Here is a 24879-nt window from a genome sequence, read left to right as displayed (position 1 = left end):
TATAATGCCTTGTAACAAGGCATTATATATCAGTTCGTTTTGCCCATAAAAAACTCAGCCAATTCAAAATCCAACTTCTGATCGATATCAAAAGAGACTCGGTTATCCATGACATAGGCGTATGACTTAGCGGTATAATGAATTTTTTTTTGTTCCAGCAGATCTCTGGCATCAAAAATGTATATCGCTCCATTTAGTCGGTAAAACTCTCCGAGGTCTTGTGAACGATTAAGTGCTTCTGGCCTCAAAAATCCCCCCATCGAACCATCTTCCGGAAGCGTGTTCGACCATAGCGGGGAGTGCTCACATGGTGTAACAGAAACCACTGACAAAGCTTGCTTTTCTATGAACAACTCCAGAGCTTCATTAATGTGCTGAGTGGTGCGTAAAGGGGATGTCGGTTGTAACAAGACAAGTATCTCATCACCTTTACCAAACTTTTCAAGCGTGTAAATCAACACACTTTCTGTTTTCGCTGTATCAGAAGCCAAATGTTCCGGCCGCAATTCAGGAACTTCAGCCCCGAATTGTAATGCAATATCTGCGATTTCTTGATCATCAGTACTCACCAAGACTTTGTCGATGTATGGGCAATTATTCGCAGCATCAATAGACCAAGCAATTAAAGGTTTACCGTTTAGCGGTAACACATTTTTTCTAGGCAAGCGCTTACTACCCCCACGAGCAGGAATGAGCGCAATTACTTTTTTACCATCGATCACTACAGTACACCTAACGTATGAATATCTGCTTGAGCGCGATTAAAATCATCCATTCTACCAATGTCAAGCCAGTACTCGTGAATTGGAAACATGAGTACATTTTCACGTTCATTCATATGTTGCTCAAGTAAAGTCGGCATATCAATATGATGATTTTTCGGTACGGATTGGATGACTCTCGGAGATACAACGTATATTCCGGCATTAACAAAAAAACGTTGGATTGGTTTTTCTACCATGCTGGTAATTCTATTGCCATCGCCATTGATAACACCATACGGGATCTGATAATCATATTCACGGACACACATCGTTGCATCAGCTTGATTTTCTGTATGGAACTCCAGAAGTCTCTGAAAATCAACTTTCGTTAAGACATCGCCATTCATCATTATTAATGGCAGGTCTGCTGGTAAGTCCTTAGGTAGCAAACCCAAAGCACCGCCAGTACCTAACGGAGACTCTTCATAAACGTAGGTGATATTTACCCCGAGCTTAGAGCCATCACCAAAATACTGCTCAATCTGCTCCGGCATGTAATGAGTAGAAATATAGAAATTAACAAAACCAGCCTTAATGAAGCTTCGAATAACCGTTTCTAAAATAGGCTTACCACCAATTTTGAGCATTGGCTTAGGACATGTATCAGTCAGAGGTTTCAACCGAGTCCCGAAACCACCAGCCATGAGAAAAACGGGATTTTGATAGGTTGGTTGGCGTAGCGCACCGTGCAAAGTTTCTAAACCAACCACTTTTCCGTTTTTTATCAATGGAATAGAAAGAACGCTACGGCTCTCCATTGCTGAAATTAACTCTTCACGAGGGGTGTTAATATTAGCCGTCAATGGGTTAGTGTTCATCACTTGCGCTACATCAGCAGTCAAAGGCAAGTTTTTAAGCAACCCACGACGAATATCACCATCCGTAACGACCCCCAAAAGATGGTCATTATCGTCAACAACTAGCACAACTCTCAACGCTTCATTGTTTATAATTTCTAACGCATCAAGTAATGAACTGGTTGGCTTAATTAAAACATTTTTCCAACAATGACTCATGCTTAACCTATTTTCTAAATCATTTAAAACTTTTCATTGTTACCCTATATGGGTAACAGATCGTATCCATTGGCACATTTTGAGTGATTGTCGCTCCAGCACCTACAATAGAGTTTGTATCTATTCGGACGTTTTGAATCACCGTAGCCCCAGCTCCAATATAAACATTATCGCCAGTCAGAACTTGACCACACAGTGTTGAACGAGGGGCCAAATGGTTAAAAGATCCAATATCACAGTCATGCTCAACTATAACGCCAGTATTCACTATTGTATGGCGACCAATTCTGGCTCCGGCTTGAATAATGGCACTGGAAAGAATTTGCCCCCCCATATGAACTTCCGCAAAAGGAGATACTTGAGCAGAAGAGGCAATCACGGTTTCGAACTGGTACCCACTCGCTGTATAAAACTGAGTTAGCTTGCTTCTTAAGCCCGATTTGGGGAGAGCACCAATGCCATTGACTAGCAAAACTTCGTTACAATCAAACCTAAAGACATCTTCGTCTTTGCGAAAATGGGGTAGCTCGTTAAAAATGCCGCGTTCACTCAGCTCATCCGGGCAAATAACCGCCAAGATCTCTCTTTGCTGCTGTAGAAGTACATCCACTAGTACACTAGCGTGACCACCTCCACCAATAATGACGAGAGGCTTCAAGCTCTTTTTATTCAAAGATTAAATCTCCTGCTTGATAAGCCTTACTGGCTGGCTTATCCAGTAGTTCCCAAAATTTATAAGGAGAAAGGCCCGTGCCAGGGCGTTTTATAGTCAGGTTATCCTGAGTAAAAACTTCACCTACAGCGATGTTTGTCGCTGCAATCAAGCTCTTCCTAGCTACCGCTTTGTTCTTTACCTCAGAAACCGTTGGGCTTTTCACTCCAACACCTAACGCAACTTCCACCTGACGAATAGCTGAAACCATTGCAGTCAACTCGCTCGGCTCGAGCGAAGCTTTATGATCTGGCCCTTCCATATTCTTATCTAAAGTAAAGTGTTTCTCTATTAGTACCGCTCCGCGAGCAACAGCCGCAATTGGGATTGTGATACCTTCACTATGGTCAGAATAGCCAGCGGATAGTTCAAAGGCGTTTGCAAGAGTATCCATAGCCTTAAGGTTTATCTCTTCCATTGGTGCAGGGTATTCTGTCGTACAATGCAGTAGCGTCACTTTTGCTTTTAAGGCTTTTTGCCCCACTTCAGAGGCATAAGCTTTTTGAAAATTTAGCTCACTTGGCGTGGCATTTTGATCAGCAGTGTAACCAAAAGCAATCACTCCCAAAACAGCTTCTATTTCCGAGAGTGTAGCCATTCCTGTAGAAACAATGAGATCACAACCTGTACGTGCATGTTCTAAAACTAGAGGGGCGTTAGTAATCTCGCCCGACGGTATTTTTAATCGGGTGAGATTCAAATCGTTAACAAGGAAATCTAGACTCTCAGAGTCAAAAGCTGTCGATAGAAACTCAATACCGATTGACTGACAATGCTCTACTAGTTGGTGATGAACATCATAAGAAAGTTCTAACCGACTAAGCATCGCAAGTTGAGACTCTTGCTTTTGCGTATTTGCTACTTGATATTCAGCTTGTTTTGCTTCAGCTGTAACTAAGTTTTTAGCTTTAAAAGTTTGAAACTTAACAATATCAGCACCAGCTTTATGCGCCGCATTGACTAGCTCAAATGCCAACGTCTCATCACCATTGTGATTTACACCAGCTTCAGCAATTATTAATGTCATAGAGTCTCTTTATATCGTCTTTAAATCTACAATGGGATAATTATACATTATCAAAATCTAGGTCGAAAAAGGCTTTACTCGGCTCAAAACGCAAAGTCTTAATCATGTCAATCACCTGCCCGCTTGTATCGCCTTGCCCATAAGGATTTAAGACAACCTCGTTGCTATCGCTTTTGTAAGCTCTCTGCACAGCCGCACTTATTGAAGCAGAAATATCTATCTGATTAGGCTTACAATTTAGGACACTCTTGGCGGCCAAACGCCCTTTTTGTCTTGAACCAATATTAACGGTAGGTACATCAAAAGCAGGCACTTCGATAATCCCACTCGAAGAATTACCAATCACAGCAGCTGCATGCTTTACCGCACTCAAGTAACGTACTTGCCCAAGAGATGGAATAGCTAATACACGTTGTGGGTTAGCTTGAGCATATTGTTCCAAAATAGGGATAATACGTCGTCCTCCATCATCAGCATTCGGATAAGTAAGGATTACTTGATGATTGGGAAATTCATCTAATGCGCCTAAAAGCGCTTGAAAGCTTGCCTCAGGCTTCTCATCACCTAAGGTCACTGGGTGATATGTAACCACAAAAAATGGTTGAGTTAGGTTAAAGGCAAGTGACTTAGCAAGCTCATCTACCGTCATAAACGTTGCGCGTTTTAGGTGGTCTAGACCGATAGCACCCACATTTTTTACTCGGTCGGGCGACTCACCTAACTGAATAACACGCTGCCTGTAATCCTCTGTGGACGTAGCATGCAAATAGCTTAATTTGGTAATGGCATGGCGTATTGCATCATCATACGCTCCTTCAGTGATCTCCCCACCGTGCAAGTGAACAATAGGGATACGCAGTATCATTGCCGTTTGTGCTGCGGCAAGAGCTTCAAATCGGTCGCCTAAAATGACCAATACATCAGGTTGCTGTCTTGAAAGGGCATCAGCAAAGCCAAGTACTCCTAGTCCCATACTTTTCGCGGTCCCAACTGCCGAATCGGATGAAAGTAGAATCTCAATTTTTTCATCAATGACAAAGCCATCTTGCTCTATTTGATGATAAGTTTCGCCAAACTCTGGCGAAAGGTGCATACCAGACACCAAGAGCTGAAGTTTCAACTCAGGATCATCTTGAATATCCTTTAGAAGCCAGTAAAGCAGCCCGTATTCTGCTCTCGTCCCGGTAAACACGGCGACTTTCTTTTGCTGCTGTGTCATGTTTAATCTTGCCTTAACGATTTAGTGCAACTGGAGTGCTTGGTAAGTTAATTAAATGCGCCTCGATGAACTCTGAGTGACTTAAATCACCACGCAGTGCATTTTCAAACATCGGCAAACGATGCATCAACTTCCAAATTGGACGAGTCATCACGCCCGCGGCATTAGTCTCTTGTAATATCGCTTCTCGTGATTCGATATCCGGACAAATGATCGCATTGAGCCAGTAGTTTGAGTGTGCGTACTCAGGCTCAGTCACAAACTGAACATCACTACTAGAGAAGAAAGCTTGATACTGCTTTGCTAACTCACGCTTTTGTGCCAAGTACGTTTCTATCACTTCCATCTGCGCACAGCCAAGTGCAGCATTTAGATTTGGCATACGATAGTTAAACCCAGGTTCATCGTGATAAAACTCATAAGGATGAGGCACTTTCGCGGTCGTAGTCACATGCTTAGTGTGTTGGCCTAACTCTTTGGTCTTACACAACACTATACCACCACCACCTGTCGTAATAATCTTATTGCCATTAAAGCTAACCGCACCAAAATCACCAATCGTTCCAGTGTGTTGACCTTTATAAAAAGATCCTAAGCTTTCTGCCGCATCTTCAACCAAATTAAGCTGCCACTTGTGACAAATCGCAATCAATTCATCTAACTCAACGGGATGACCAAACGTATGCATGGGCACAACAGCCCTAATGCGTTGACCCGTTGTTTGATGAAAACACCCTTCCTCTGTAAGCTTTGCGTGTTCCATTAAGTAAGCATCAACCGCTTTAGGGCACAAACCAAGGCTAACTTTTGAAACATCAACAAAAATAGGCTCGGCCCCCATATGATAAAGGGCATTGCAGGTAGCCACAAAAGTGAGGGCCTGAGTGATCACCAAATCACCACGTTGCACACCTGCCATATACAGCGCAGCATGCAATGCAGCAGTACCATTAACAGTTGCTACCGCTTTTTCACTGCCAGTGTATTGCTCTATTTTCTGTTCGAATTGATCAACAAACTTACCGACGCTTGATACAAAAGTACTGTCAATAGTCTCCATCACATACGCTTTTTCATTGCCTTGGAAAGCTGGCGCGTGTAATGGAATAAAGTCTTCGGTTTTATACGTATCTTGCACAAATTCAACAATCGATGTTGGATTCATCATTCGCTCCGCTTACATCTTGCTGTCTAGGTATTTTCCCGTTTCTTTGTGGCCAAAGTCGGGAATCATGGTAAAGAACAATTCTACAATTTGCTCCTTGCTCCACTCACGTTTATCTTTCATCTCAGCAATGCTTTGCTCGAACAAAGTCAAAAGAGCTTGTTCGAAAAGAGGTTCATTTTTGATGATGCCTAAGTTTTCAAAGCGTTCCATATCAAGGACTTCTTTATCCGTGAAGAACTCCTCAAAATCTTTCTCACCCGTAGTATCACTTTCTGTAAACAAGCAAGGCCATTTACCTTGCTCAGGTAAAGTTTTCGCCAGTTCACGAGCCTCATCTTCACTGCTACAGAGATATGGTTCATAACCCAATTGCTCTAGATATTTCACTGCAATATCAGCAAATGAAATTAAGTGAAGCGCTTCACTCAATTTAGGGAAAAAGATGTCTCGGTTTTCACCAAAAATACAAGACATCAGGCAGAGCTCACCCGACTCTTGTGGCGTTACGAAATAGCGCTTTATGTCATTAGGAGCAACAATAGGTTGACGCTTTTGAATACGTTGATTGAAGCCGTGCAGTAAAGAGCCGTCAGAAAATGCGACATTGGCAAAGCGAGCGGTTGAAATCGACATTTGCTTACTTCTACGCATCAAGAACATCTCCATAATGCGCTTAGACGCTCCCATCATATTGACTGGATTTGCCGCTTTGTCTGTCGATACACAGAAATATTTCTTCGCTCCAGATTCTATTGATTGCTGGATGGTCTTATCTGTATTGAATACATTCACGTCGATCATACGCATAAGTGTGAAAGGATCTTTTTCACTGCGCACGTGTTTCAGCGCTGACAAGTTCAGCACGTAGTCAAACTGCCCATCCGATTTGATAAACGCATCGTACTCAATGGAACCAATATCCAATGCGAATGTTTGAAAATCGCCATCAATGTAACCAAAAGAGCTACGAATATCACGAACCAACTCAACCATATTATTTTCACTAATATCAACAACATGAAGTTTCTTTGGGTTACGTTTAAAAATCTCTTTCGTGACCGCTTGACCAATAGAGCCCGCCCCACCTAAGACAAGAAAGCGAGATTCAGAGACAATCTTTGACAATTCAACTTCTTGATTTGAGATGTCTTGAGTGAATAAAGCATCGGTACGACCGATAAGAGAGAGAATATTGCTCATATTTAGCCTTGAAAATCTGGGTGTGGCCTAGCTATAAAGTGTAGCTAGCTCTTGAAGTGAACGTTGCTCTTCTGCATTTATTTTAGAGGCATTAGCTTTAACATCAATCTGTTTTCCTAAACTGCTCGCTAGCTCATCAAATGTAGAAAAACTACAGAGTTCAACATTTTGTGCATCTTTAAAGAACAGTTCATTGTGGCTTCCTTTCGCCACATAAACCTTACCTTGCCCCCACTTCATCAGTTGACGGGCGGTACTAGCTCCGCCTCTAGGTTGAAGCACAAGATGGGTGCACGACATCACAACAGCCGTGTAAGCTAGTGGGGGAAGTGAAGTTATGACAGACACATCGACTGTTTGCTTCTTTATCTTTTGCAAATAGGTTAAATAAAGATCTAAAAGAAGACGTTTTCGCCACTGCTTTACAGGCCACATCACAACAAACTTGTATTCCGTGTGCACTCCAGCTTTTATGAATGCACGCAACATCGCTTTAATGTTTTGATATTTAAATGCATTAGGTTTAGTACCTAAAAGGATACTTTTTTTCTTATTTTTTTCGTCTGCATAAACAGAAATCGCCAGAGTCTCAGCAGATTTAGTGGGTAATGTGTCGAAGACAACACTAGAATCAACAAGACAAAAATCACACCTTTCTAATACTTGGCTCAACTTCTCACGAAACGCACTATTTAAAGCAATAAACTGCTCTTGTTGACTTAAAACCCAAAGATCATTCTCTGTAATGTTAAGCTTAACATCTGCAACTAAGCGTCCATGTTTATCTTTGCACCAAAGCCATCTGTCAACCTCATCATCCGTGATAAACATATAACACTTGCTCTTCATTTGTGGACTAAGCTCGAGAACCTCTCGAATTTGAGCAGAGTTAAGTGCACTCAGAGAGAAATAAGTTATCGTTGAAGCGTTCAAAAAAATAGAGTTGTTCACCTTCTCATAAGAAAAGTAAGTGACTCCATCAATTTTCTTAGGGTACTGAGATTCAATATCACCACATCCGAAAATGACGACACCTAACGTCTCGTGATTAATGCCAGCTTTCTCAATTAAGGCATCAATAAACAGAGGGGAAAAGTAGTCTGTGCTAGACACTAAAAAAATATGTTTAATCTCGTTGCTTTGCATTTTTACAATTCCATGCGCCCTAAAACATTTTTTATAGCATTAATAACATAAGACTGCTCACTATCACTCATATTGAAGTACAGTGGTAGTCTTACCAAGCGCTCACTTTCTTGTGTCGTATATATATCACTGCCGACAAACCGACCAAACTGTTGGCCAGCTGGTGAGCTATGCAATGGAATATAGTGAAACGCAGAAACTATGCCCTCTTCACGAAGCATTTCAATAAACTGGCTTCTCAATTCCAGATTTTCCAGTTTCAAGTAGAACATATGCGCATTGTGCTGACATTCAAAAGGAACAGTTGGCACTTCTATATTGTGTTTTGCGGCAAGAGGCGTAAGCTCATCTAGATATTTTCGCCAAATTTGTAGCCGTCTTTGGTTAATCCCTTCAGCTTCTTCAAGCTGTCCCCAAAGGTATGCTGCTTGTATCTCACTTGGAAGCAAACTACTACCAAGATCAACCCAAGTATATTTGTCTACCATGCCACGGAAGAACAAGCTTCGGTTCGTCCCCTTCTCTCTGACAATTTCTGCACGCTCAACAAAAGATTGGTCATTAATAAGAAGTAGTCCACCTTCACCACCGGACGTATAATTTTTCGTCTCATGAAAACTATATGCACCTAGATGGCCAATTGCCCCCAACGCTTTCCCTTTGTAAGTAGACATCACACCTTGAGCCGCATCTTCAATAACAATGAGTTTATACTTCTCTGCAATACTCATGATCGTGTCCATCTCACAAGCAACACCAGCATAATGTACAGGTACAATAGCAACCGTTTTTTCAGTGATTGCAGCCTCAATTTTGGTTTCATCAATGTTCATCGTATCTGGACGAATATCAACAAACACCACTTTTGCACCACGCAGTACAAATGCATTCGCAGTGCTAACAAAAGTGTAGCTTGGCATAATCACTTCATCACCAGGCTGAATATCGATCAGCAAAGCGGCAAGTTCAAGCGCATGGGTACATGAAGGCGTTAACAAAGTCTTAATACAGCTCGCTCTGTTTTCAAACCAACTCTCGCATCGTTCAGAAAGTGGCCCATCTCCCGAGAGTTTACTTCCTTGGATAGCTTGCTCAATAAAGCTAAGCTCTTTACCTACAACTGGGGGCTTATTAAATGGAATCATTAATCTATCTCTCTGGGGTTACAATCAATAGAATTTCATTCTAAATTTATTGATCGGCAAGAAATCTCGAGCTTGGTTTTCTTCCTTCACTACTGCTTTGGTGATTTTCAACAAGCCTTTACCACAAATTACAACGGGGCAGCCATTTTCAACAAATATCACTTTACCAACATGCCTATGCTCACAAACCACATCCTGTACTACTTCAGCATCCAAGACCACCACTTTATTCTCATCAACATTAGTAATAGCTCCAGAATATGGGTACCCTACAGAATCAATAAATCGTTTAATGTATGTAGAACTTTGATTCCAATCGATCTCATAATCAGATTCGTCTCGCCATATTGAATATGTCGCTAATGACTCATCTTGTTGTGAGGATTTTATTTCTCTTCCGGAATGTAAACTATTAAATATCAAATCTGCCAGTTTTATATAATTGAGGTTATTCACTTCAATTGCATCAGATAATTTTATTGGATAGTCAATAAATGAAGTAGCTTGTGCAATAATATCACCTTTATCATACTCATCTGAACCAAATAGAGCTGTAACACCAATTTCATGCTCACCATTAATTAAACTATTCACTAGCGGAGCAAAGCCTCTATATCGAGGTAAAATAGAGTCATGGAAAACAATTAACTTGCTATCTTCGATACTTCTAATCATCCAGCGCCATGACACTGCTAACACATAGGATTCTTGAGGTATTGTGTAAGTGTCATTATGATAATAATACTGAACACCGTAGTTGATAGCTAATTTTCTCAAATTTTCACTATAATCATCTTTAATATTTTTATCTTTTCCTATAACAAGGAAATCAACAATTTCTCGATATTTTTCAAATAAAAGGGTAGCAACTTCATACCCTTTTTTAGTCATCGCATGTAATACTATTTTTTTACACATAACAATACCTGAAGCTTGGACTCGTTTTGGGTAATCTCTATTTAGCTTGATGAGCAATCATCACAAATAATTTTATTTAAGTATTGTCCGTAGTCATTTTTTAACATTGGTTGAGCAAATTGGATAACTTGAGAAGTTGATAACCACCCATTGCGCCACGCAATCTCTTCTAAACAGGCAACTTTAAGACCTTGAACATTTTCAATGGTTTGAACAAACGAAGAGGCTTCATGCAGGCTTTCATGTGTTCCAGTATCTAACCAAGCAAAGCCGCGCCCTAGTAATTGAACATTCAGGTCACCTTGCTCAAGGTACATTTGGTTTAGCGTCGAAATCTCTAACTCACCACGAGATGAAGGTTTGACTTTTTTTGCCAATTCGACGACTCGGTTATCATAAAAATATAGCCCAGTGACAGCATAATTGGATTTAGGCTTTACTGGTTTTTCTTCAATCGAAATCGCCTGCATATTGGCATCAAATTCTACAACGCCAAATCGCTCTGGATCTTTAACCTGATAACCGAATACCGTCGCACCACGGCTCTTCATCGCAGCTTGCTGAAGAATAGGAGTGAACCCTTGTCCATAAAAGATGTTGTCACCCAGCACTAAACATACTGAGTCATCGCCAATGAATTCTTCGCCAATGATGAACGCTTGAGCTAAGCCATCTGGACTTGGTTGAATCGCGTATTGCAACTCAATGCCAAACTCTGAGCCATCACCTAATAGGCGCTGAAAACCCTCCTGGTCTTCTAGCGTGGTGATGATTAAGATTTCACGAATGCCCGCAAGCATGAGTACCGACAACGGGTAGTAAATCATTGGTTTGTCATAAACCGGCAGCAACTGCTTAGAGACACCACGTGTAATAGGGTAAAGGCGAGTGCCCGAGCCGCCTGCTAAAATAATGCCTTTCATTATTCGCCCGCTCCTAGTCGCTCAAGACTGTATGAGCCATCAAGCACACGCTGCCACCATTGTGGATTATTTAGGTACCATTCCACGGTTTTGCGAATACCGCTTTCAAACGTTTCTTCTGGCGTCCAGCCAAGCTCTTGAGCGATCTTGGTGGCATCAATTGCGTAACGCACATCATGACCAGGTCGATCTTTGACATAAGTGATCAAAGATTCATAAGACTCGACCCCGGCCGGCTTGTCTGGTCGCAACTCTTCAAGCAAAGCACAAATGGTTTTCACCACTTCGATGTTTGCTTTTTCGTTATGGCCACCAATGTTGTAGGTTTCACCGACTTCACCTTCGCAGACCACTTTGTACAGCGCGCGTGCATGATCTTCCACAAACAGCCAATCTCGGATTTGCATACCATCGCCATACACAGGCAACGGCTTGCCGTCGAGGGCATTTAAAATCATCAGAGGGATCAACTTCTCTGGGAAGTGGTACGGGCCATAGTTGTTGGAGCAATTAGTGATAAGTGTTGGTAAACCATAAGTACGTTGCCAAGCGCGAACCAGATGATCGCTCGACGCTTTAGATGCGGAATATGGGCTGCTCGGCGCGTATGAAGTGGTTTCGGTGAACAAATCATCCGTCCCCTCTAAATCGCCGTACACTTCATCCGTAGAAATATGATGAAAACGGAATGCTGATTGGCGCGCTTCATCTAGGTTCGACCAATATTGACGCGCCGCTTCAAGCAAATGGTAAGTGCCCATCACGTTGGTCTCAATAAAAGCAGCAGGACCATCAATAGAACGATCGACATGAGATTCGGCGGCCAAATGCATCACCATATCGGGTTGATGCTCTGAAAAAACGCGGTCTAGTTCAGCTCGGTCACAGATATCCACTTGCTCGAAGTAGTAACGTTCACTCTCTGAGACATCAACCAGTGACTCTAGATTCCCTGCGTAGGTCAGTTTATCTAAATTGATAACGGTATCTTGGGTGTCACGAATGATATGTCGGACAACAGCTGACCCAATGAAGCCTGCTCCACCGGTTACTAATATTTTCATTACAAATGTTACCTACGTTAATTTGTGTGCTATCAGATACACATGAATACTTTATGATTATTGTAGTTTATAGACTCACTCGAGCATCGTTAGACTCAAGAGGGCTTACTTAGAGCAATTAATGCAAAATAATAAAAAACTCAATTAAGATTGAGAAGCATAACCGTCCTGCAAATGCTCAAAATCGGATTCTTGCCAAATAATCTGTCGCTTTAAACGCTCTTTATTAAATGAACGCAGAAGTCTATTTAGATTTTGGTGCTTCCAGTCACCAGAAGTTTCAAAACGACACTTATCAAAATCGATAATCCATACCTTATCTTTGTCGTCGATCAAGATATTATGGATATTCAAGTCGGTATGGTTAACGCCAACCTGATGCATCTTGGCAATTTCTTGCCCTATTTTCTGATACATTTCTGCCGATAACGATTGTTCTTGCAAGATACTAACCAGATCTCTGGCGTTTGGGATTCGCTCACTTAATAAATCAGCGTGATAGAAGAGTCCTGACTTTACGGCTCTTGCTGCAATTGGACGAGGAACGTGCACCCCAGCCTCGATTAGCGCCAATAAAAGCTGAAACTCTTGCGCACTACGGGTGTTATCCCAGCCAGAGAACCAATAATGATCGTTAACCAACTTCCCAAACAAACCGCCACGACGGTAATGACGCAGTGCTGCTTGCATGTTCTCTAGTTGGATAAACCATGTCGTGCCTCGCCCCGTCGCACTGCCAACCACCTTGTCTAAGGACTGCCAGTATTCCGCATCAAATATCGGTTGGCTAGGGTCTGTAAGGATCTCGTCATCAAACCAGATCATTTGGTTGTTGTTTTGATACTGTTGAGTCACGCGCTTACCCCCTAGCCTAAATATCGGCTGGTTAATATATACAACCAAGTAAATCCGGCGAACGCCAATGCAACCATAACGGCAGCAGAGCCTATGTCTTTAGCTCGACCACTGAGTTCATGCCGCTCAATACCGATACGATCAACCACAGCCTCAATAGCTGAATTCACAAGCTCTACAATCAAGACTAACACCACGACCCCGATCATTAAGATACGCTCAATCATGCCGACATCCACTAGCCAAGCCAAAATCACAGCGATACTCAACAGAGCCAACTCTTGTCGAATGGCAGCTTCATGCTTAAAAGCCGCTTTTAATCCTTGGATCGAATAACCCGTCGCTTTAACGATGCGCTTTAGCCCGGTATTACCCGGTTTGCCAGATTCTTGCGATTGATGCGGTGTTGTCTTTGACATTGCAGAACACTTATCAGTACTTAGCTATATTCGAGCCGTGTATTTTACATTTATTGGGGATGTCTGCATAATTTACCTGCCTCTATTCATCGAATCAGACAATAATTATGTTCACTTCTGCCCCATCGTCACTATGCGTCTTGCGTTTGTCCGCTATTGGAGACGTTTGCAATACTATCGCCACCATTCAAGCTATTCAGAAACACTGGCCTTCGACCCAGATTACTTGGATAACGGGTAAACTTGAAGCCCAGTTATTAGCCGCCATCGATGGTGTAGAAGTGATTGTTTTTGATAAAAAAGCGGGACTTGATGGCTACAAATCGCTTTGGCGACAGCTGAAAGGCAGAGAGTTTGATGCGCTATTGCATATGCAGTACGCGATTCGAGCGAGTGTCGCGACGTTGGGCATTAAAGCAAAATACAAACTTGGTTTCTCTTCTGATAGAAGCCAAGATTTTCAGACGCTATTTACCAATGTCAAAGTGCCTTCCCCGCAATCTCTGCATGTCGCAGATGGCTTAATGGCCTTTGCCCATCAAATTGGGGTACCAAAGGCAGAACTGGACTGGGTACTTTCTTATTCAGACCACGACCAAGCTTGGGCAGAGTCTCATATTTCTCGTAGTAAACCTAACCTGCTGATTGTGCCTGGTGCGAGCAAAGCTTATAAAAACTGGAACGCGGAAGGTTATGTGGATGTGATTCATCACGCCAGAGCAAAAGGCTGGAACGTGATTCTGGCAGGCAGCCCTGCTCAGGTAGAATTGGACCTGGCAGAGGCCATTCAATCTCGCTTGGAAGAACCGTGTCTAAATTTAGTTGGACAAAGTTCAATTCTGCAAATGCTTGCGTTAATAGATAAGGTTGAAATGGTCATCGCCCCCGATACCGGACCAGCACACATGGCAAATGCCATGAAAACGCCAATCATCGGGCTCTATGCACACCATAATCCGCTTCGAGTGGGGCCTTACCGCTACCTAAAATACGTTGTCTCGGTTTATGAAGAAACGATCTTTGCGGAAACAGGCAAAAACAGTCACGAGTTAAGCTGGCGAACTCGCGCTAAAGATGAAACGGCAATGAACCGCATTACCAGCACTCAAGTAATGAGCATGTTCGATCAAGTCTTAGAAGATTTGTATCCTCAATACCAGTAAACTTACTGTCTTGATTTGTTAAGAAGGAAATGACCTTGTCCAAACCAACCTTAGCCGTTGCCTTAATTGTAAAAAATGAAGAGAAGCACTTACAAGCTTGTCTAGACACAGTAAAAGATTGGGTCGATGAGATTGTCCTTCTAGACTCGGGCAGCACCGATCGCACCGAAGAAATCGCCCGACAATACACGGATAAGTTTTACACCAACCTAGATTGGCCAGGTTTCGGTAAACAACGCCAACTTGCGCAGCAATACGTTACGGCAGACTACGTTTTATGGCTTGATGCAGACGAACAAGTCACTCCAGAGCTAAAAGAAAGTATCTTACACGCGGTATCAGCCAATAAGCCGAACGTTTTATACAAGCTTAACCGACTAAGCTCAGCGTTTGGTAAGTTCATCTACCATTCTGGTTGGTCTCCAGACTGGATTGTGCGCTTATATCGCACCGAATATACACAATATAATGATTCGCTCGTTCATGAAAAAGTTGATGAGAAAAACTATCAAACTGAAAAACTGGATGGTCGACTGCATCACTACACTTACGAGCACCTTCATCATTACATCAATAAGACCACTGGTTACCTTAAGGCCTGGACAGATGAACGGGAAGGTAAAAAGAAAGCGGGGTTAACGACCGCTATCGTTCACGCTCTTGCGAGCTTTTTGAAGATGTATGTTCTCAAACGAGGTTTCCTTGATGGCAAACATGGCTTCATTCTAGCTTGGCTAAGCATGCACTCTACTTTTGTAAAATATATCGATCTCTACTTACGTGAACAGGCAAAAAAATCATGAAAACGACTTTAATTATCACCACTTACAACTGGAAAGAAGCATTAAAAGCGGTGTTAGAAAGCGTGAAACGTCAAACCGTTTTGCCTGATGAAGTCATCGTTGCAGATGACGGTTCTCGAGACGAGACCAAAGCAATGATCGACCAACTGCGTGAAGGCTTTCCAGTACCACTTATTCATAGCTGGCACGAAGATAATGGCTTTCAACTTTCAATGAGCCGCAACCGTGCAATCGCCAAAGCATCAGGTGACTACCTCATCATGATTGATGGCGACATGGTGCTGTCTCAAACGTTTATTGAATCACATAAACAAGTCGCAAAGCCAAATTGGTTTGTGCAGGGTGGACGTGTGTTAACGGATGAAAACTGCAGCAAGGCCATCATGGAAAACGGCTTAGTGCCTTCTATCTTTAGCAACGGCATTCGTAATCGTAAAAACTGCATCACCAACGCCTTGCTATCAAAATGGTTCTCTTACGAGCGCAATAACGATAAAGCCACTCGCGGTTGCAATATGGCGTTTTGGAAACAAGATGTCTTAGAGGTCAACGGCTTCAACCAAGATTTTGTTGGATGGGGACGCGAAGATAGCGAATTTGTTCACCGCATGTTGAATGCGGGCAAGTCACGCCTTTACTTAAAATTTGCAGGTGTAGGCTACCACTTATACCACGTAGAAAACTCTCGTGCGTCATTGAGCCAAAACGATGAAATCTTAGATAATACCATTAAAAACAAGCTTAAGCGTTGTGAGAATGGTGTTGATCAGTTTATTTCAGAGGATTGCAGCGATGAATAAAAAGGTTATCTATCCTGGAACTTTCGATCCAATTACCAATGGCCATTTAGATTTAATCGAACGCACATCAAAAATGTTCGACTCAGTAACAATTGGAGTTGCAGCTAGCCCTTCGAAAAACACCATGTTCTCATTGGATCAGCGTGTAGAACTGGTCCACCAATGCTGTCAACACTTAAGCAATGTCAGCGTTGTCGGCTTTAGTGGTTTACTTGTGGATTTCGCCAAAGAACAACAAGCTTCGATCCTAATCAGAGGACTTCGCACAACAATGGACTTTGAGTACGAGTTTGGTTTGACGAGTATGTACCGTAAGTTACTACCCGGACTAGAAAGTATTTTTCTTACCCCTTCAGAAGAGTTCGCGTTCTTGTCCTCAACAATAGTAAGAGAAGTAGCGATTCATGGTGGAAATGTCGCCCAATTCGTTCCGAGCCCTGTAAACACAGCCATCTTAGAAAAACTACGTTCAGCATGAAAAAGTTAAAGTATTACTTATCTAACGGAATACTCGCTTATTTACCTTCTTTTTTGTTTCGTTATTCCGCAAAAAAACTATTAGCACAAGCCCCAAGTTATGATGAAGAGTACTTGCGTGAACGCGTTAATTATTACAATAAACATACCACGAGCTTCGAACTGACTCCTCCAGATCTTACGAAAGTAAAAGACTTTAAAAAAACGGGCGGCAGCGCTTATTACTATGATCTATTGAAGGTTATTAAATGCTTCCCCAAAAAGGCTGTCTTCAAATATGTCAATGGCGATGTCATTGATGTACCAAACGAGCCGAGTTTTTTAAAAAGTCGACCTATTAAAGGAGAGAACACCAACTCGGTCCTACTAAAGCTAAACGCCGTTAGACACTACTTTTTTGTGGACAAAGACAAGCCGTACCAAACTAAAAAAGACATGATTGTATGGCGTGGGACGGGATTTCGACCAAATCGAAGAAAACTACTTTCTCGTCATTTCCATAATCCTCGCTGTAATATCGGTCGAGTGGATACGCAGGATAAAGATCCAGAACAACTGAGCTACGTGACCCCTTCAATGAGTATCTCAGAACAACTTGAGTACAAATTCATTTTGAGCTTGGAGGGAATGGACGTCGCAACCAATCTTAAGTGGATCATGTCCTCCAACTCTTTGTGCTTCACCCCTAAGCTGCGCTATGAAACATGGTTTATGGAAGGAAAACTAAAAGCGGGTGTGCACTTTGTTCAAGTCAAAGATGATTTTTCTGACCTAGATGAAAAAATGGACTACTACTTAGAACACCCTGACAAGGCAGAAGAAATTATACAGAATGCTCATCAGTGGGTTGAGCAATTTAAAGACACCAAACGAGAAAGGTTGATTTCTCTATTGGTCGCAGAGAAGTATTTTAATCTTGCAGAAACGAAGAAAAGGGTTACCTAAATCTATTAGGTAACCCTGAAATAACTAGTAGTTGTACTTAATTTTATTGATAACACGCTGAATCATGTTAAGGGGATTAAAAGTCTTTTTCCCCTTACGTTTATTAGCAATACTAGTCAGGTTATCTTCTCTTTTCGCTACCACTATTGGGCTGATGTAACCATAACAACCACTTAATTTGGGAATCGCTAACCACTTGTCAATTGGCACAGCATAAGCCGTTTTTCTCATGCTGCTTAATAGATCTCTAGCTCTTAATGGTGTAATGCCATAACACACGGTTGGAAACGGCTTCTTTTCTTTTACATCTGATATTTTAAAAGGTTTTTCTGGGTCTAAAATGTAGCAGAAGTTAGTAAAATTCACTAAGCCACAACTTTGGATATAAGATAGTACGTCATCAGCAAGTAATCTTGATGCTTCACCGATGAACTCAATATTGTCTTCAAGAACAATCGCAGGCGTTCCAGACGCAACAATCAATTCCCATGCTTGAGAGTGTGTCTTAAAACAACCAATCTCTCCAGCCATGATCGCTTTTTGGCGAAACTTATGAGAGTAACTTTCATACTCTTTCTCTAGCTTAAGAAGATCATCATAAGAATCTGAGTAAACAAATTCAAAATCGATACCCTTTAGGTAATTTTGAATGCGATTTACTCGCTCTTCATTTCCAGTTGTAATAACAAACACTTTCAATGGTGTATTACTGCTTAGTTCCACCGTTAAACCCTCAGCTGATTTAGTGCAGCTCAATATAGTATCTACCCCTATAATTATTAGCAAGGATACTCATTGTTGAGCGTGAACTATCAATAACTCTCCAAGCCTATTACTTCTGACACTCACCACAAAAGAAGGTATTACGCTGCCCTATTTTTAGCTCTTGAAGTCGTTCGCCACATTCTGGGCATGGCTCTCCGGCTTTTCCGTAAACTAATAACTCTTGTGCAAAGTAACCCGGCTTTCCATCGGCTTGCGCAAAGTCTTTCAGCGTAGTCCCACCTTGCGTAATGGCAATCTCAAGTGTCATTTTGATATTTTCAACAAGTAACCCCCACTCTTGAGAAGTCAGCTTACCTACGGGCCTTGAAGGGTGAATTCGAGATTTAAACAACGACTCATTCGCGTAGATGTTCCCGACACCAACTACGACTTTGTTGTCCATGATGAACTGCTTGACGGCAACACGCTTATTTTTAGCTTTCTCCGCTACATATTCCGCATTGAACTCTTCAGTTAATGGTTCAGGCCCCATGTTTGCTAGTACAGCATGTGACTCGCCAGGAGCACACCATAACCATGCCCCAAAACGACGCGGATCGTTATAACGCAGTATTTTTCCACTGCTTAGTTTGAGATCCACATGATCGTGCTTTGCTGGCGGAAAGTCGGCATCTAGAACACGTAAAGATCCCGACATTCCCAAGTGAACAATGGCTGTACCCGTGTTTGTCTCGATCAGTAAGTATTTCGCACGACGGCTAATCGCACGGATCACCTGCCCTTCCAATTTTTTAAGCTCTATAGGAATATCCCAGCGCAATTTAGGCGTTCGAAAAGTAAACGACTGGATCGTTTGTCCAACCATGTGGGGGCTAATCCCCATACGACTGACTTCAACTTCTGGCAACTCAGGCATTAGATTCTCCAATTCACCGGCTAATAGTTCTCGCTGCTAGCATAATCGAAAAGAAAAACGATAAATAGGGAAGCTTGTTAGGGGTATAGGCGCAAAAAGGCTCTACTCTGGCATAAGGTAGTTTTCATCGACGGAGATAGCGACCCATTTGTCTTGCCAGGTTTTAAATAGCCAGAAATCAGGTAAACGAAAGAAAGTCACCCGCTGCGGCTCTTCGAGATCCTGATACCAGACTTCTACCGTTTCAGGTACCGTCAGGTTAGGTTTTAAATGATCGTACTGTTCCGAGGTAAGCTCGGTCCCTTCCAATGATTGCCAACGTGATACAAGTTCACTGATCGGTGCATCGACTTTGACGTTAGATTGCCACCGTCCATCATGCAGTTCGAACTCCCAGCCACTATAGTACAAAGACTCCACCGTATAATCGGAGCGAAGTACATTTGGGTAGGGGTCTGCTTGGTCTGTTAATAGGTAAGTTTTGATCCACATCGGCGCATTTAAGATCACTATAAACGCGATAATGCCCAGAATAAGAATATTGTTCCATCGGCGACGACGAGCCGGACTCACACGCATAACCATCTCTACTCTCTTATAGTTATGAGTAAACTACCAAAGAGTATTGAGCTTGACTAGAACAACGGTGTGCAAGTGTGTAGAGAATTGGTGGCAAAGCGGTAGAGAGCGATAAACCAAAAATTCTAGTGTAGCGTCGGACCGATAAAATGACTTCAGCAGTGCTTTATAATCCGATGACGTACTGAACATTTTTCTTCAAGTAATAAAAAACCCAACTCGAAAGTTGGGTTTTTCAATTCATCAAAGAGACTGAAACCAATTATTTGATTTTTGCTTCTTTGTACATAACGTGCTGGCGAACTACTGGATCAAACTTTTTGATCTCAAATTTGCCTGGCATGTTACGCTTGTTCTTATCAGTTGTGTAGAAGTGGCCTGTACCTGCAGAAGATACTAGACGGATTTTCTCACGAACGCCTTTCTTTGCCATTGCTTATTTCCTCTTAAACGTTTTCGCCACGTGCACGCATGTCTGCAAGAACAGTATCAATACCTTTCTTGTCGATGATGCGCATACCTTTAGCAGATAGACGTAGTTTAACAAAACGTTTTTCGCTCTCTACCCAGAAACGATGAGTTTGTAGGTTCGGCAGAAAACGACGCTTAGTAGCATTTCGTGCGTGTGAACGGTTGTTACCCGTTACTGGACGCTTACCAGTTACTTGGCATACTCGTGACATGAATGTCTTCTCCAAAATCGTTTCAGCTCGATATCAACCTTGGTGGCCGAACCTCTCTATCTCTCGAAAAGAAGTTAGAGGTTAAGAACCGCTATGGAAAATCCATACAAGGCTATCAAAGGTCGCGCATTATACTAACTTGATATGCATTGCTCAAGACCCGAACAGATCCTTTTTACAGGTTTTCGTGATCTTTTTTTAGACAGCAGATTTTTTTAGCAGTCCAAGCTGAATTCAGTTAAAAATTTAGTGGCGTGGATGATAGCAGATTTTTAGCAACTAACAACCTAAAAAACGCACAGTTATATCCAGCCTCTTTCAGCAAAAGAGACACTTTCCCCATCTCCGATGACGAAATGGTCCAAAATACGAATATCCACCAATGCTAATGCGTCGGTGAGACGCCTTGTAATCCTTCTGTCAGCTTGGCTCGGCTCAGCAACGCCTGAAGGATGATTGTGCGCTAAAATCAAAGCCGCCGCATTATGATGCAGAGCACGCTTGACGACTTCTCTCGGATACACCGACGCGGCATCCAACGTTCCTTCAAATAAAATTTCATCTTTTATCACTCGGTGCTGGTTATCGAGAAAAAGAATATAAAAAGCCTCTCTTTGCCGATCCCTTAAAATAGAAGAAAGATATAACTTAGTTTGGTCGGGGCTGGTTAAGGCGTCACCACGCTTTAGCGTTTCCGCTAAATAGCGCTGCGTCATTTCTAGTACCGCTTGCAACTGAACATACTTGGCTTGTCCCAACCCTTTATGACGACAAAACTCTTCTTCTGATGATGAAAATAGTTGTCTGAGCGAACCAAAGTCTTGAATAAGGAAGTCTGCAAGCTCAATCACGTTCATTCCGCGGGTGCCTGTGCGCAAGAAAATGGCCAGTAGCTCAGCATCGGTCAATGCTTGCGGTCCTCGTTGCAACAACTTCTCTCTGGGCATGGACTCAGTTGGCATAGCTTTCAGTATCATCTGATGTCTCTTTATATGGAAAGTGCCCCTATTCCACAAAACAAAAAGCGAAAGTCGAGTATGACTTTCGCTTTCTTCGTACCATCAGTGCTTTCCATGCAACTTAACAGTTCATCAGAGTTTAAAGTTGCCAACCAAGCCGTGAATTTCTGTTCCAGATTGTGATAGCTGCGTGCTGATTGACTCGGCATGCTGCAACGTCTCATTAATGTTGTTCACGATCTGTTGAATAGCCACTAAGTTTTGGTTGATGTCTTCTGCAACCGCACTTTGCTCTTCAGCGGCAGACGCGGTTTGAATACCCATATCTCGAATCGTACCGATAGAATGATGAACACCAGAAAGAGATTGCTGAATGAGCGCCGACTCTTCCGCCGTTTTTACACCTCGTTTTTGGCTCACCGACATTGTACTGACCGCTCTTGATACACCATTTTGCAGCTGCTTAAGCATGTCACCAATTTCATGAGTACTATTTTGCGTACGACTGGCTAACGAGCGCACTTCATCCGCAACGACGGCAAACCCTCGGCCTTGCTCACCCGCTCTAGCCGCTTCAATCGCCGCATTTAGGGCCAACAAATTCGTTTGCTCGGCTATCTCGCCAATCACATCCAGCACTTTGGTTATTTTTTCGGTTTGTAAACTCAACTCAGAAATTGCATCTGACGTACTGTCTATCTCCCTCACTAGCTCGGTAATGCCTTCAATTGCTTGCTCGACCTCATGCTGAGCGGCGGTGACTTGACTGTTGGCATCGTCAATTGCCTGCGCGGTCGCATTGGTATTGCTGGCTACTTCTTTGGCTGTCATGCTCATTTGCGTCACTGCTGTCACGACTTTGTCCGTCTCTAAACAGTGATCCTGCATTTGACCGCTCGCTTGGCTGGTCTGAGTGTTCAAATCTTGAGAAACGGTCTGTACTGTCGTCGCAGAGCGGTGGATATCCTGCATCAGTGGGTGCAGCTTATCCATAAACTCATTAAACGCGGCCGCCACTTCACCGACTTCATCCTGACTTTCGACTTTTAAACGAGCCGTTAAGTCACCGCCGCCTGCGGCTACATCTTTCAATGACGCCGCGACATGTTGTAATGGCTGAATGCCTTTCGACACCACGATACTGGTGAGAACACTGGTAATGATCAACCCAACAACGGAAATCAACACGGCAGATAACGTATGCTCTTTTAGCTCTTGAGTCTTTAACTCTCTGTGCATCGCAACTTGCTGGTCGATGTCATCAATATAAACACCAGTGCCTAAAACCCAGTCCCATTTCGATAAATATTCTGCATAGCCTAGCTTAGGCGCTTGTGCGTCAATGGTCGGTTTGTGCCACGAGAAATAGAGGAACCCATCCCCTTTTTGAGAAGCATCAATCAAGCCCGCGATAACTGCGACCCCATTTTCATCTTTTAAATCGTAAAGGTTTTTACCCTCTAAAGAAGGTTTGATGGCATGTAACGTATTCACACCTTGAGAGTCGTAGGCAAAAAAGTAACCATCGCTTTCAAAGCGCATGGCTTTCAGAATTTCTTTTGCTGCCTCTTTATTACTTCCATTTACATCCGTGTCGTATAACGGTTTTATCGCCGTCACACCCATCATCATGTAGGCTTGTAACTCTTTCTTTTTCGTTTCGATGAGCTCTTGCCTGTCTCTTGCCAGCTCCGCTTCCAAACTTTTACTGCTGTTGATGTAATACACCACTGAGATCAACGTAGTGATCAACAACAACGGAATTAGGGTTATCAGCAGCAATTTGTTTCGACTTTTCAACACCATGGTTTCCAGCACCTCTTTTTCTTTTCAGACTTGCAAACTCCGCGCAACTTGTCTGTGAGGTAGGCGAGAATTTTCCCTTCCTCGGTCAGATTAATACTCTGGAGTTTGATGTGAATTATCTTCTCGTTATATATGCTCGGGCGGTCAGACTTTGAATTGTGTTAAAATCCGGTCATCAAATTGGAGATCTCACATGCAAACACTAGCAGGAAAGAAAATTCTACTCGGCATCAGTGGCGGTATTGCCGCGTATAAATGTGCGGAGCTAACCCGTCGCCTCATAGAGAGAGGAGCGCAAGTTCAAGTGGTAATGACGAAAGCAGCAAAAGAGTTCATTACCCCTTTAACCATGCAAGCCGTTTCGGGCCGTCCAGTCTCGGACAGTTTACTAGACCCAGCAGCGGAAGCCTCTATGGGCCATATTGAATTGGCCAAATGGGCAGATTTAGTGCTATTAGCGCCCGCGACCGCGGACTTAATCGCGCGCATGTCCGCAGGCATGGGGAACGATTTACTTACTACGCTCGTGCTCGCGACGGATTCCCCTGTTGCTGTTTCTCCTGCGATGAATCAACAGATGTATCGCAATATCGCAACCCAAGAGAACATCGCAACGTTAGCGCGTCGCGGTATGCACATCTGGGGCCCCGCTGCAGGAGAGCAAGCCTGTGGCGATGTGGGCCCAGGTCGAATGCTGGAACCAATGCAGCTAGTGCATCTATGTGAACAGTTCTTTCAGCCAAAATTGCTAGAAGGTAAGTCGATACTCATCACCGCAGGCCCAACACGCGAAGCGATTGACCCAGTGCGTTACATTACGAATCATAGCTCCGGGAAAATGGGCTATGCATTGGCGAGCGCCGCAGCGCAGATGGGAGCCAAAGTCACCCTCGTGAGCGGTCCTGTCAGTTTAAATACGCCCGTAGGTGCTGAGCGCATTAATGTTTCCAGTGCACAAGAGATGCACGAAGCCGTTATTGCACACGCAAACAAGCATGATGCGTTTATTAGCTGCGCTGCCGTTGCGGACTACCGCCCACAAACGATCGCGTCTCAAAAGTTGAAAAAGACAGAAGACAACGACGAAATGGTCATTAATATGGTTAAAAATCCTGATATTGTTGCATCTGTAGCAGCAATGACGGAGAAGCGTCCGTTTACCGTCGGCTTTGCGGCTGAAACCAATGACGTAGAGACCTACGCTCGAGGCAAGTTAACAAAGAAAAACCTCGATATGATCTGTGCAAACGACGTTTCGGTTGCAGGGCAAGGATTTAACAGCAACGACAACGCGATTACCCTGTACTGGCCTGAGGGTGAACTTGCGCTCGATTTAGAATCAAAAGAAGCATTGAGCTTTAAAATTCTCGAAAAAATGCATCAATTGATGTAACTAACGTTTGAAAACCCTGCCAACTTTTCACAAAAGCTGGCATAAATTTGGTA

General features: G+C 42.9%; 27 protein-coding genes. 6 read left to right on the top strand and 21 right to left on the bottom strand.

Annotation, left to right across the window (positions count from 1 at the left end):
• Nucleotides 1-29: 29 nt before the first annotated feature.
• From ACWPOD_RS12355 to ACWPOD_RS12290, 14 genes are all read right to left on the bottom strand, one after another.
• Nucleotides 30-722, bottom strand: coding sequence for an acylneuraminate cytidylyltransferase family protein (locus ACWPOD_RS12355; protein WP_006742512.1), 693 nt, complete (start codon nt 720-722; stop codon nt 30-32).
• Nucleotides 722-1780, bottom strand: a complete 1059-nt coding sequence (locus ACWPOD_RS12350; protein ID WP_017449102.1) for a nucleotidyltransferase family protein — start codon at nt 1778-1780, stop codon at nt 722-724. Before ACWPOD_RS12350 ends, ACWPOD_RS12355 begins: the two co-directional genes overlap by 1 nt.
• A gap of 19 nt (nt 1781-1799) precedes the next feature.
• A complete protein-coding gene (locus ACWPOD_RS12345; RefSeq protein ID WP_167427005.1) occupies nt 1800-2453 on the bottom strand; it encodes an acetyltransferase in 654 nt (217 codons plus the stop codon).
• Nucleotides 2446-3519 carry an N-acetylneuraminate synthase gene (gene neuB / locus ACWPOD_RS12340; RefSeq protein WP_167427006.1) on the bottom strand — a complete coding sequence of 358 codons (1074 nt, stop codon included), beginning with the start codon at nt 3517-3519 and terminating at the stop codon, nt 2446-2448. Before neuB ends, ACWPOD_RS12345 begins: the two co-directional genes overlap by 8 nt.
• Nucleotides 3520-3559: 40 nt before the next feature.
• Nucleotides 3560-4738, bottom strand: coding sequence for a UDP-N-acetylglucosamine 2-epimerase (neuC, locus tag ACWPOD_RS12335; protein WP_167427007.1), 1179 nt, complete (start codon nt 4736-4738; stop codon nt 3560-3562).
• 13 nt (nt 4739-4751) lie between these two features.
• Nucleotides 4752-5903 (bottom strand): LegC family aminotransferase, encoded by a 1152-nt coding sequence (locus ACWPOD_RS12330; RefSeq protein WP_104971160.1) that lies wholly within the window; start codon nt 5901-5903, stop codon nt 4752-4754.
• A gap of 12 nt (nt 5904-5915) precedes the next feature.
• On the bottom strand, nt 5916-7106 hold the full coding sequence (locus ACWPOD_RS12325; RefSeq protein WP_006742518.1) for a UDP-N-acetylglucosamine 4,6-dehydratase: 1191 nt from the start codon (nt 7104-7106) through the stop codon (nt 5916-5918).
• 27 nt (nt 7107-7133) lie between these two features.
• The gene (locus ACWPOD_RS12320) at nt 7134-8252 is read right to left on the bottom strand and encodes a hypothetical protein (RefSeq protein ID WP_134647613.1); all 1119 of its coding nucleotides are present in this window, start codon (nt 8250-8252) and stop codon (nt 7134-7136) included.
• Nucleotides 8253-8254: 2 nt separating this feature from the next.
• Complete coding sequence (gene rffA, locus ACWPOD_RS12315) at nt 8255-9397, bottom strand: dTDP-4-amino-4,6-dideoxygalactose transaminase (protein ID WP_006742520.1); 1143 nt, start codon at nt 9395-9397, stop codon at nt 8255-8257.
• A gap of 24 nt (nt 9398-9421) precedes the next feature.
• Nucleotides 9422-10315, bottom strand: a complete 894-nt coding sequence (locus tag ACWPOD_RS12310) for a formyltransferase family protein (RefSeq protein WP_167427008.1) — start codon at nt 10313-10315, stop codon at nt 9422-9424.
• A gap of 41 nt (nt 10316-10356) precedes the next feature.
• Complete coding sequence (gene rfbA / locus ACWPOD_RS12305) at nt 10357-11238, bottom strand: glucose-1-phosphate thymidylyltransferase RfbA (protein WP_167427009.1); 882 nt, start codon at nt 11236-11238, stop codon at nt 10357-10359.
• Entirely contained in the window at nt 11238-12302 is a 1065-nt protein-coding gene (gene rfbB, locus ACWPOD_RS12300) for a dTDP-glucose 4,6-dehydratase (protein ID WP_167427010.1), read from the bottom strand. The genes rfbA and rfbB overlap by 1 nt, the downstream gene beginning before the upstream one ends.
• Before the next feature lie 144 nt (nt 12303-12446).
• Nucleotides 12447-13157, bottom strand: coding sequence for a 3-deoxy-D-manno-octulosonic acid kinase (locus ACWPOD_RS12295; protein ID WP_167427011.1), 711 nt, complete (start codon nt 13155-13157; stop codon nt 12447-12449).
• Between the two features lie 11 nt (nt 13158-13168).
• On the bottom strand, nt 13169-13576 hold the full coding sequence (locus tag ACWPOD_RS12290; RefSeq protein ID WP_167427012.1) for a diacylglycerol kinase: 408 nt from the start codon (nt 13574-13576) through the stop codon (nt 13169-13171).
• A gap of 107 nt (nt 13577-13683) precedes the next feature.
• Between ACWPOD_RS12290 and ACWPOD_RS12285 the strand changes: the two genes are divergently transcribed.
• Genes ACWPOD_RS12285 through ACWPOD_RS12265 form a run of 5 tightly spaced genes read left to right on the top strand, consistent with a single transcriptional unit; the run spans nt 13684 to nt 17764 of the window.
• On the top strand, nt 13684-14739 hold the full coding sequence (locus ACWPOD_RS12285) for a glycosyltransferase family 9 protein (protein WP_130544845.1): 1056 nt from the start codon (nt 13684-13686) through the stop codon (nt 14737-14739).
• A 35-nt stretch (nt 14740-14774) separates the two neighbouring features.
• A complete protein-coding gene (locus tag ACWPOD_RS12280; protein ID WP_005395793.1) occupies nt 14775-15542 on the top strand; it encodes a glycosyltransferase family 2 protein in 768 nt (255 codons plus the stop codon).
• Nucleotides 15539-16342, top strand: a complete 804-nt coding sequence (locus tag ACWPOD_RS12275) for a glycosyltransferase family 2 protein (RefSeq protein WP_167427013.1) — start codon at nt 15539-15541, stop codon at nt 16340-16342. Before ACWPOD_RS12280 ends, ACWPOD_RS12275 begins: the two co-directional genes overlap by 4 nt.
• A complete protein-coding gene (gene coaD, locus ACWPOD_RS12270; RefSeq protein WP_167427014.1) occupies nt 16335-16820 on the top strand; it encodes a pantetheine-phosphate adenylyltransferase in 486 nt (161 codons plus the stop codon). The genes ACWPOD_RS12275 and coaD overlap by 8 nt, the downstream gene beginning before the upstream one ends.
• Nucleotides 16817-17764 (top strand): glycosyl transferase family 90, encoded by a 948-nt coding sequence (locus ACWPOD_RS12265; protein ID WP_006742527.1) that lies wholly within the window; start codon nt 16817-16819, stop codon nt 17762-17764. Before coaD ends, ACWPOD_RS12265 begins: the two co-directional genes overlap by 4 nt.
• Before the next feature lie 24 nt (nt 17765-17788).
• Here the strand turns inward: ACWPOD_RS12265 and ACWPOD_RS12260 are convergent, their stop codons facing one another.
• The 7 genes from ACWPOD_RS12260 to ACWPOD_RS12230 form a co-directional block, all read right to left on the bottom strand.
• Nucleotides 17789-18487 (bottom strand): glycosyltransferase family 25 protein, encoded by a 699-nt coding sequence (locus tag ACWPOD_RS12260; RefSeq protein ID WP_154647399.1) that lies wholly within the window; start codon nt 18485-18487, stop codon nt 17789-17791.
• Nucleotides 18488-18596: 109 nt separating this feature from the next.
• Nucleotides 18597-19406 (bottom strand): bifunctional DNA-formamidopyrimidine glycosylase/DNA-(apurinic or apyrimidinic site) lyase, encoded by an 810-nt coding sequence (gene mutM / locus ACWPOD_RS12255; protein ID WP_167427015.1) that lies wholly within the window; start codon nt 19404-19406, stop codon nt 18597-18599.
• Nucleotides 19407-19508: 102 nt separating this feature from the next.
• On the bottom strand, nt 19509-19985 hold the full coding sequence (locus tag ACWPOD_RS12250; RefSeq protein ID WP_167427016.1) for a hypothetical protein: 477 nt from the start codon (nt 19983-19985) through the stop codon (nt 19509-19511).
• A 262-nt stretch (nt 19986-20247) separates the two neighbouring features.
• Complete coding sequence (gene rpmG / locus ACWPOD_RS12245; RefSeq protein WP_004410866.1) at nt 20248-20418, bottom strand: 50S ribosomal protein L33; 171 nt, start codon at nt 20416-20418, stop codon at nt 20248-20250.
• A gap of 13 nt (nt 20419-20431) precedes the next feature.
• The gene (rpmB, locus tag ACWPOD_RS12240; protein ID WP_005384783.1) at nt 20432-20668 is read right to left on the bottom strand and encodes a 50S ribosomal protein L28; all 237 of its coding nucleotides are present in this window, start codon (nt 20666-20668) and stop codon (nt 20432-20434) included.
• A 302-nt stretch (nt 20669-20970) separates the two neighbouring features.
• Nucleotides 20971-21645, bottom strand: a complete 675-nt coding sequence (gene radC, locus ACWPOD_RS12235) for a RadC family protein (protein WP_139059354.1) — start codon at nt 21643-21645, stop codon at nt 20971-20973.
• 114 nt (nt 21646-21759) lie between these two features.
• Nucleotides 21760-23433 (bottom strand): methyl-accepting chemotaxis protein, encoded by a 1674-nt coding sequence (locus tag ACWPOD_RS12230; protein WP_167427017.1) that lies wholly within the window; start codon nt 23431-23433, stop codon nt 21760-21762.
• Nucleotides 23434-23626: 193 nt separating this feature from the next.
• On the opposite strand from ACWPOD_RS12230, the gene coaBC reads away from it, so the two are divergent.
• Nucleotides 23627-24826 carry a bifunctional phosphopantothenoylcysteine decarboxylase/phosphopantothenate--cysteine ligase CoaBC gene (coaBC, locus tag ACWPOD_RS12225; RefSeq protein ID WP_164666575.1) on the top strand — a complete coding sequence of 400 codons (1200 nt, stop codon included), beginning with the start codon at nt 23627-23629 and terminating at the stop codon, nt 24824-24826.
• The last annotated feature ends 53 nt before the right edge of the window (nt 24827-24879 follow it).

This window comes from Vibrio sp. JZG120, assembly GCF_053890955.1.
This window is presented reverse-complemented; position numbering and strand designations above follow the sequence as displayed.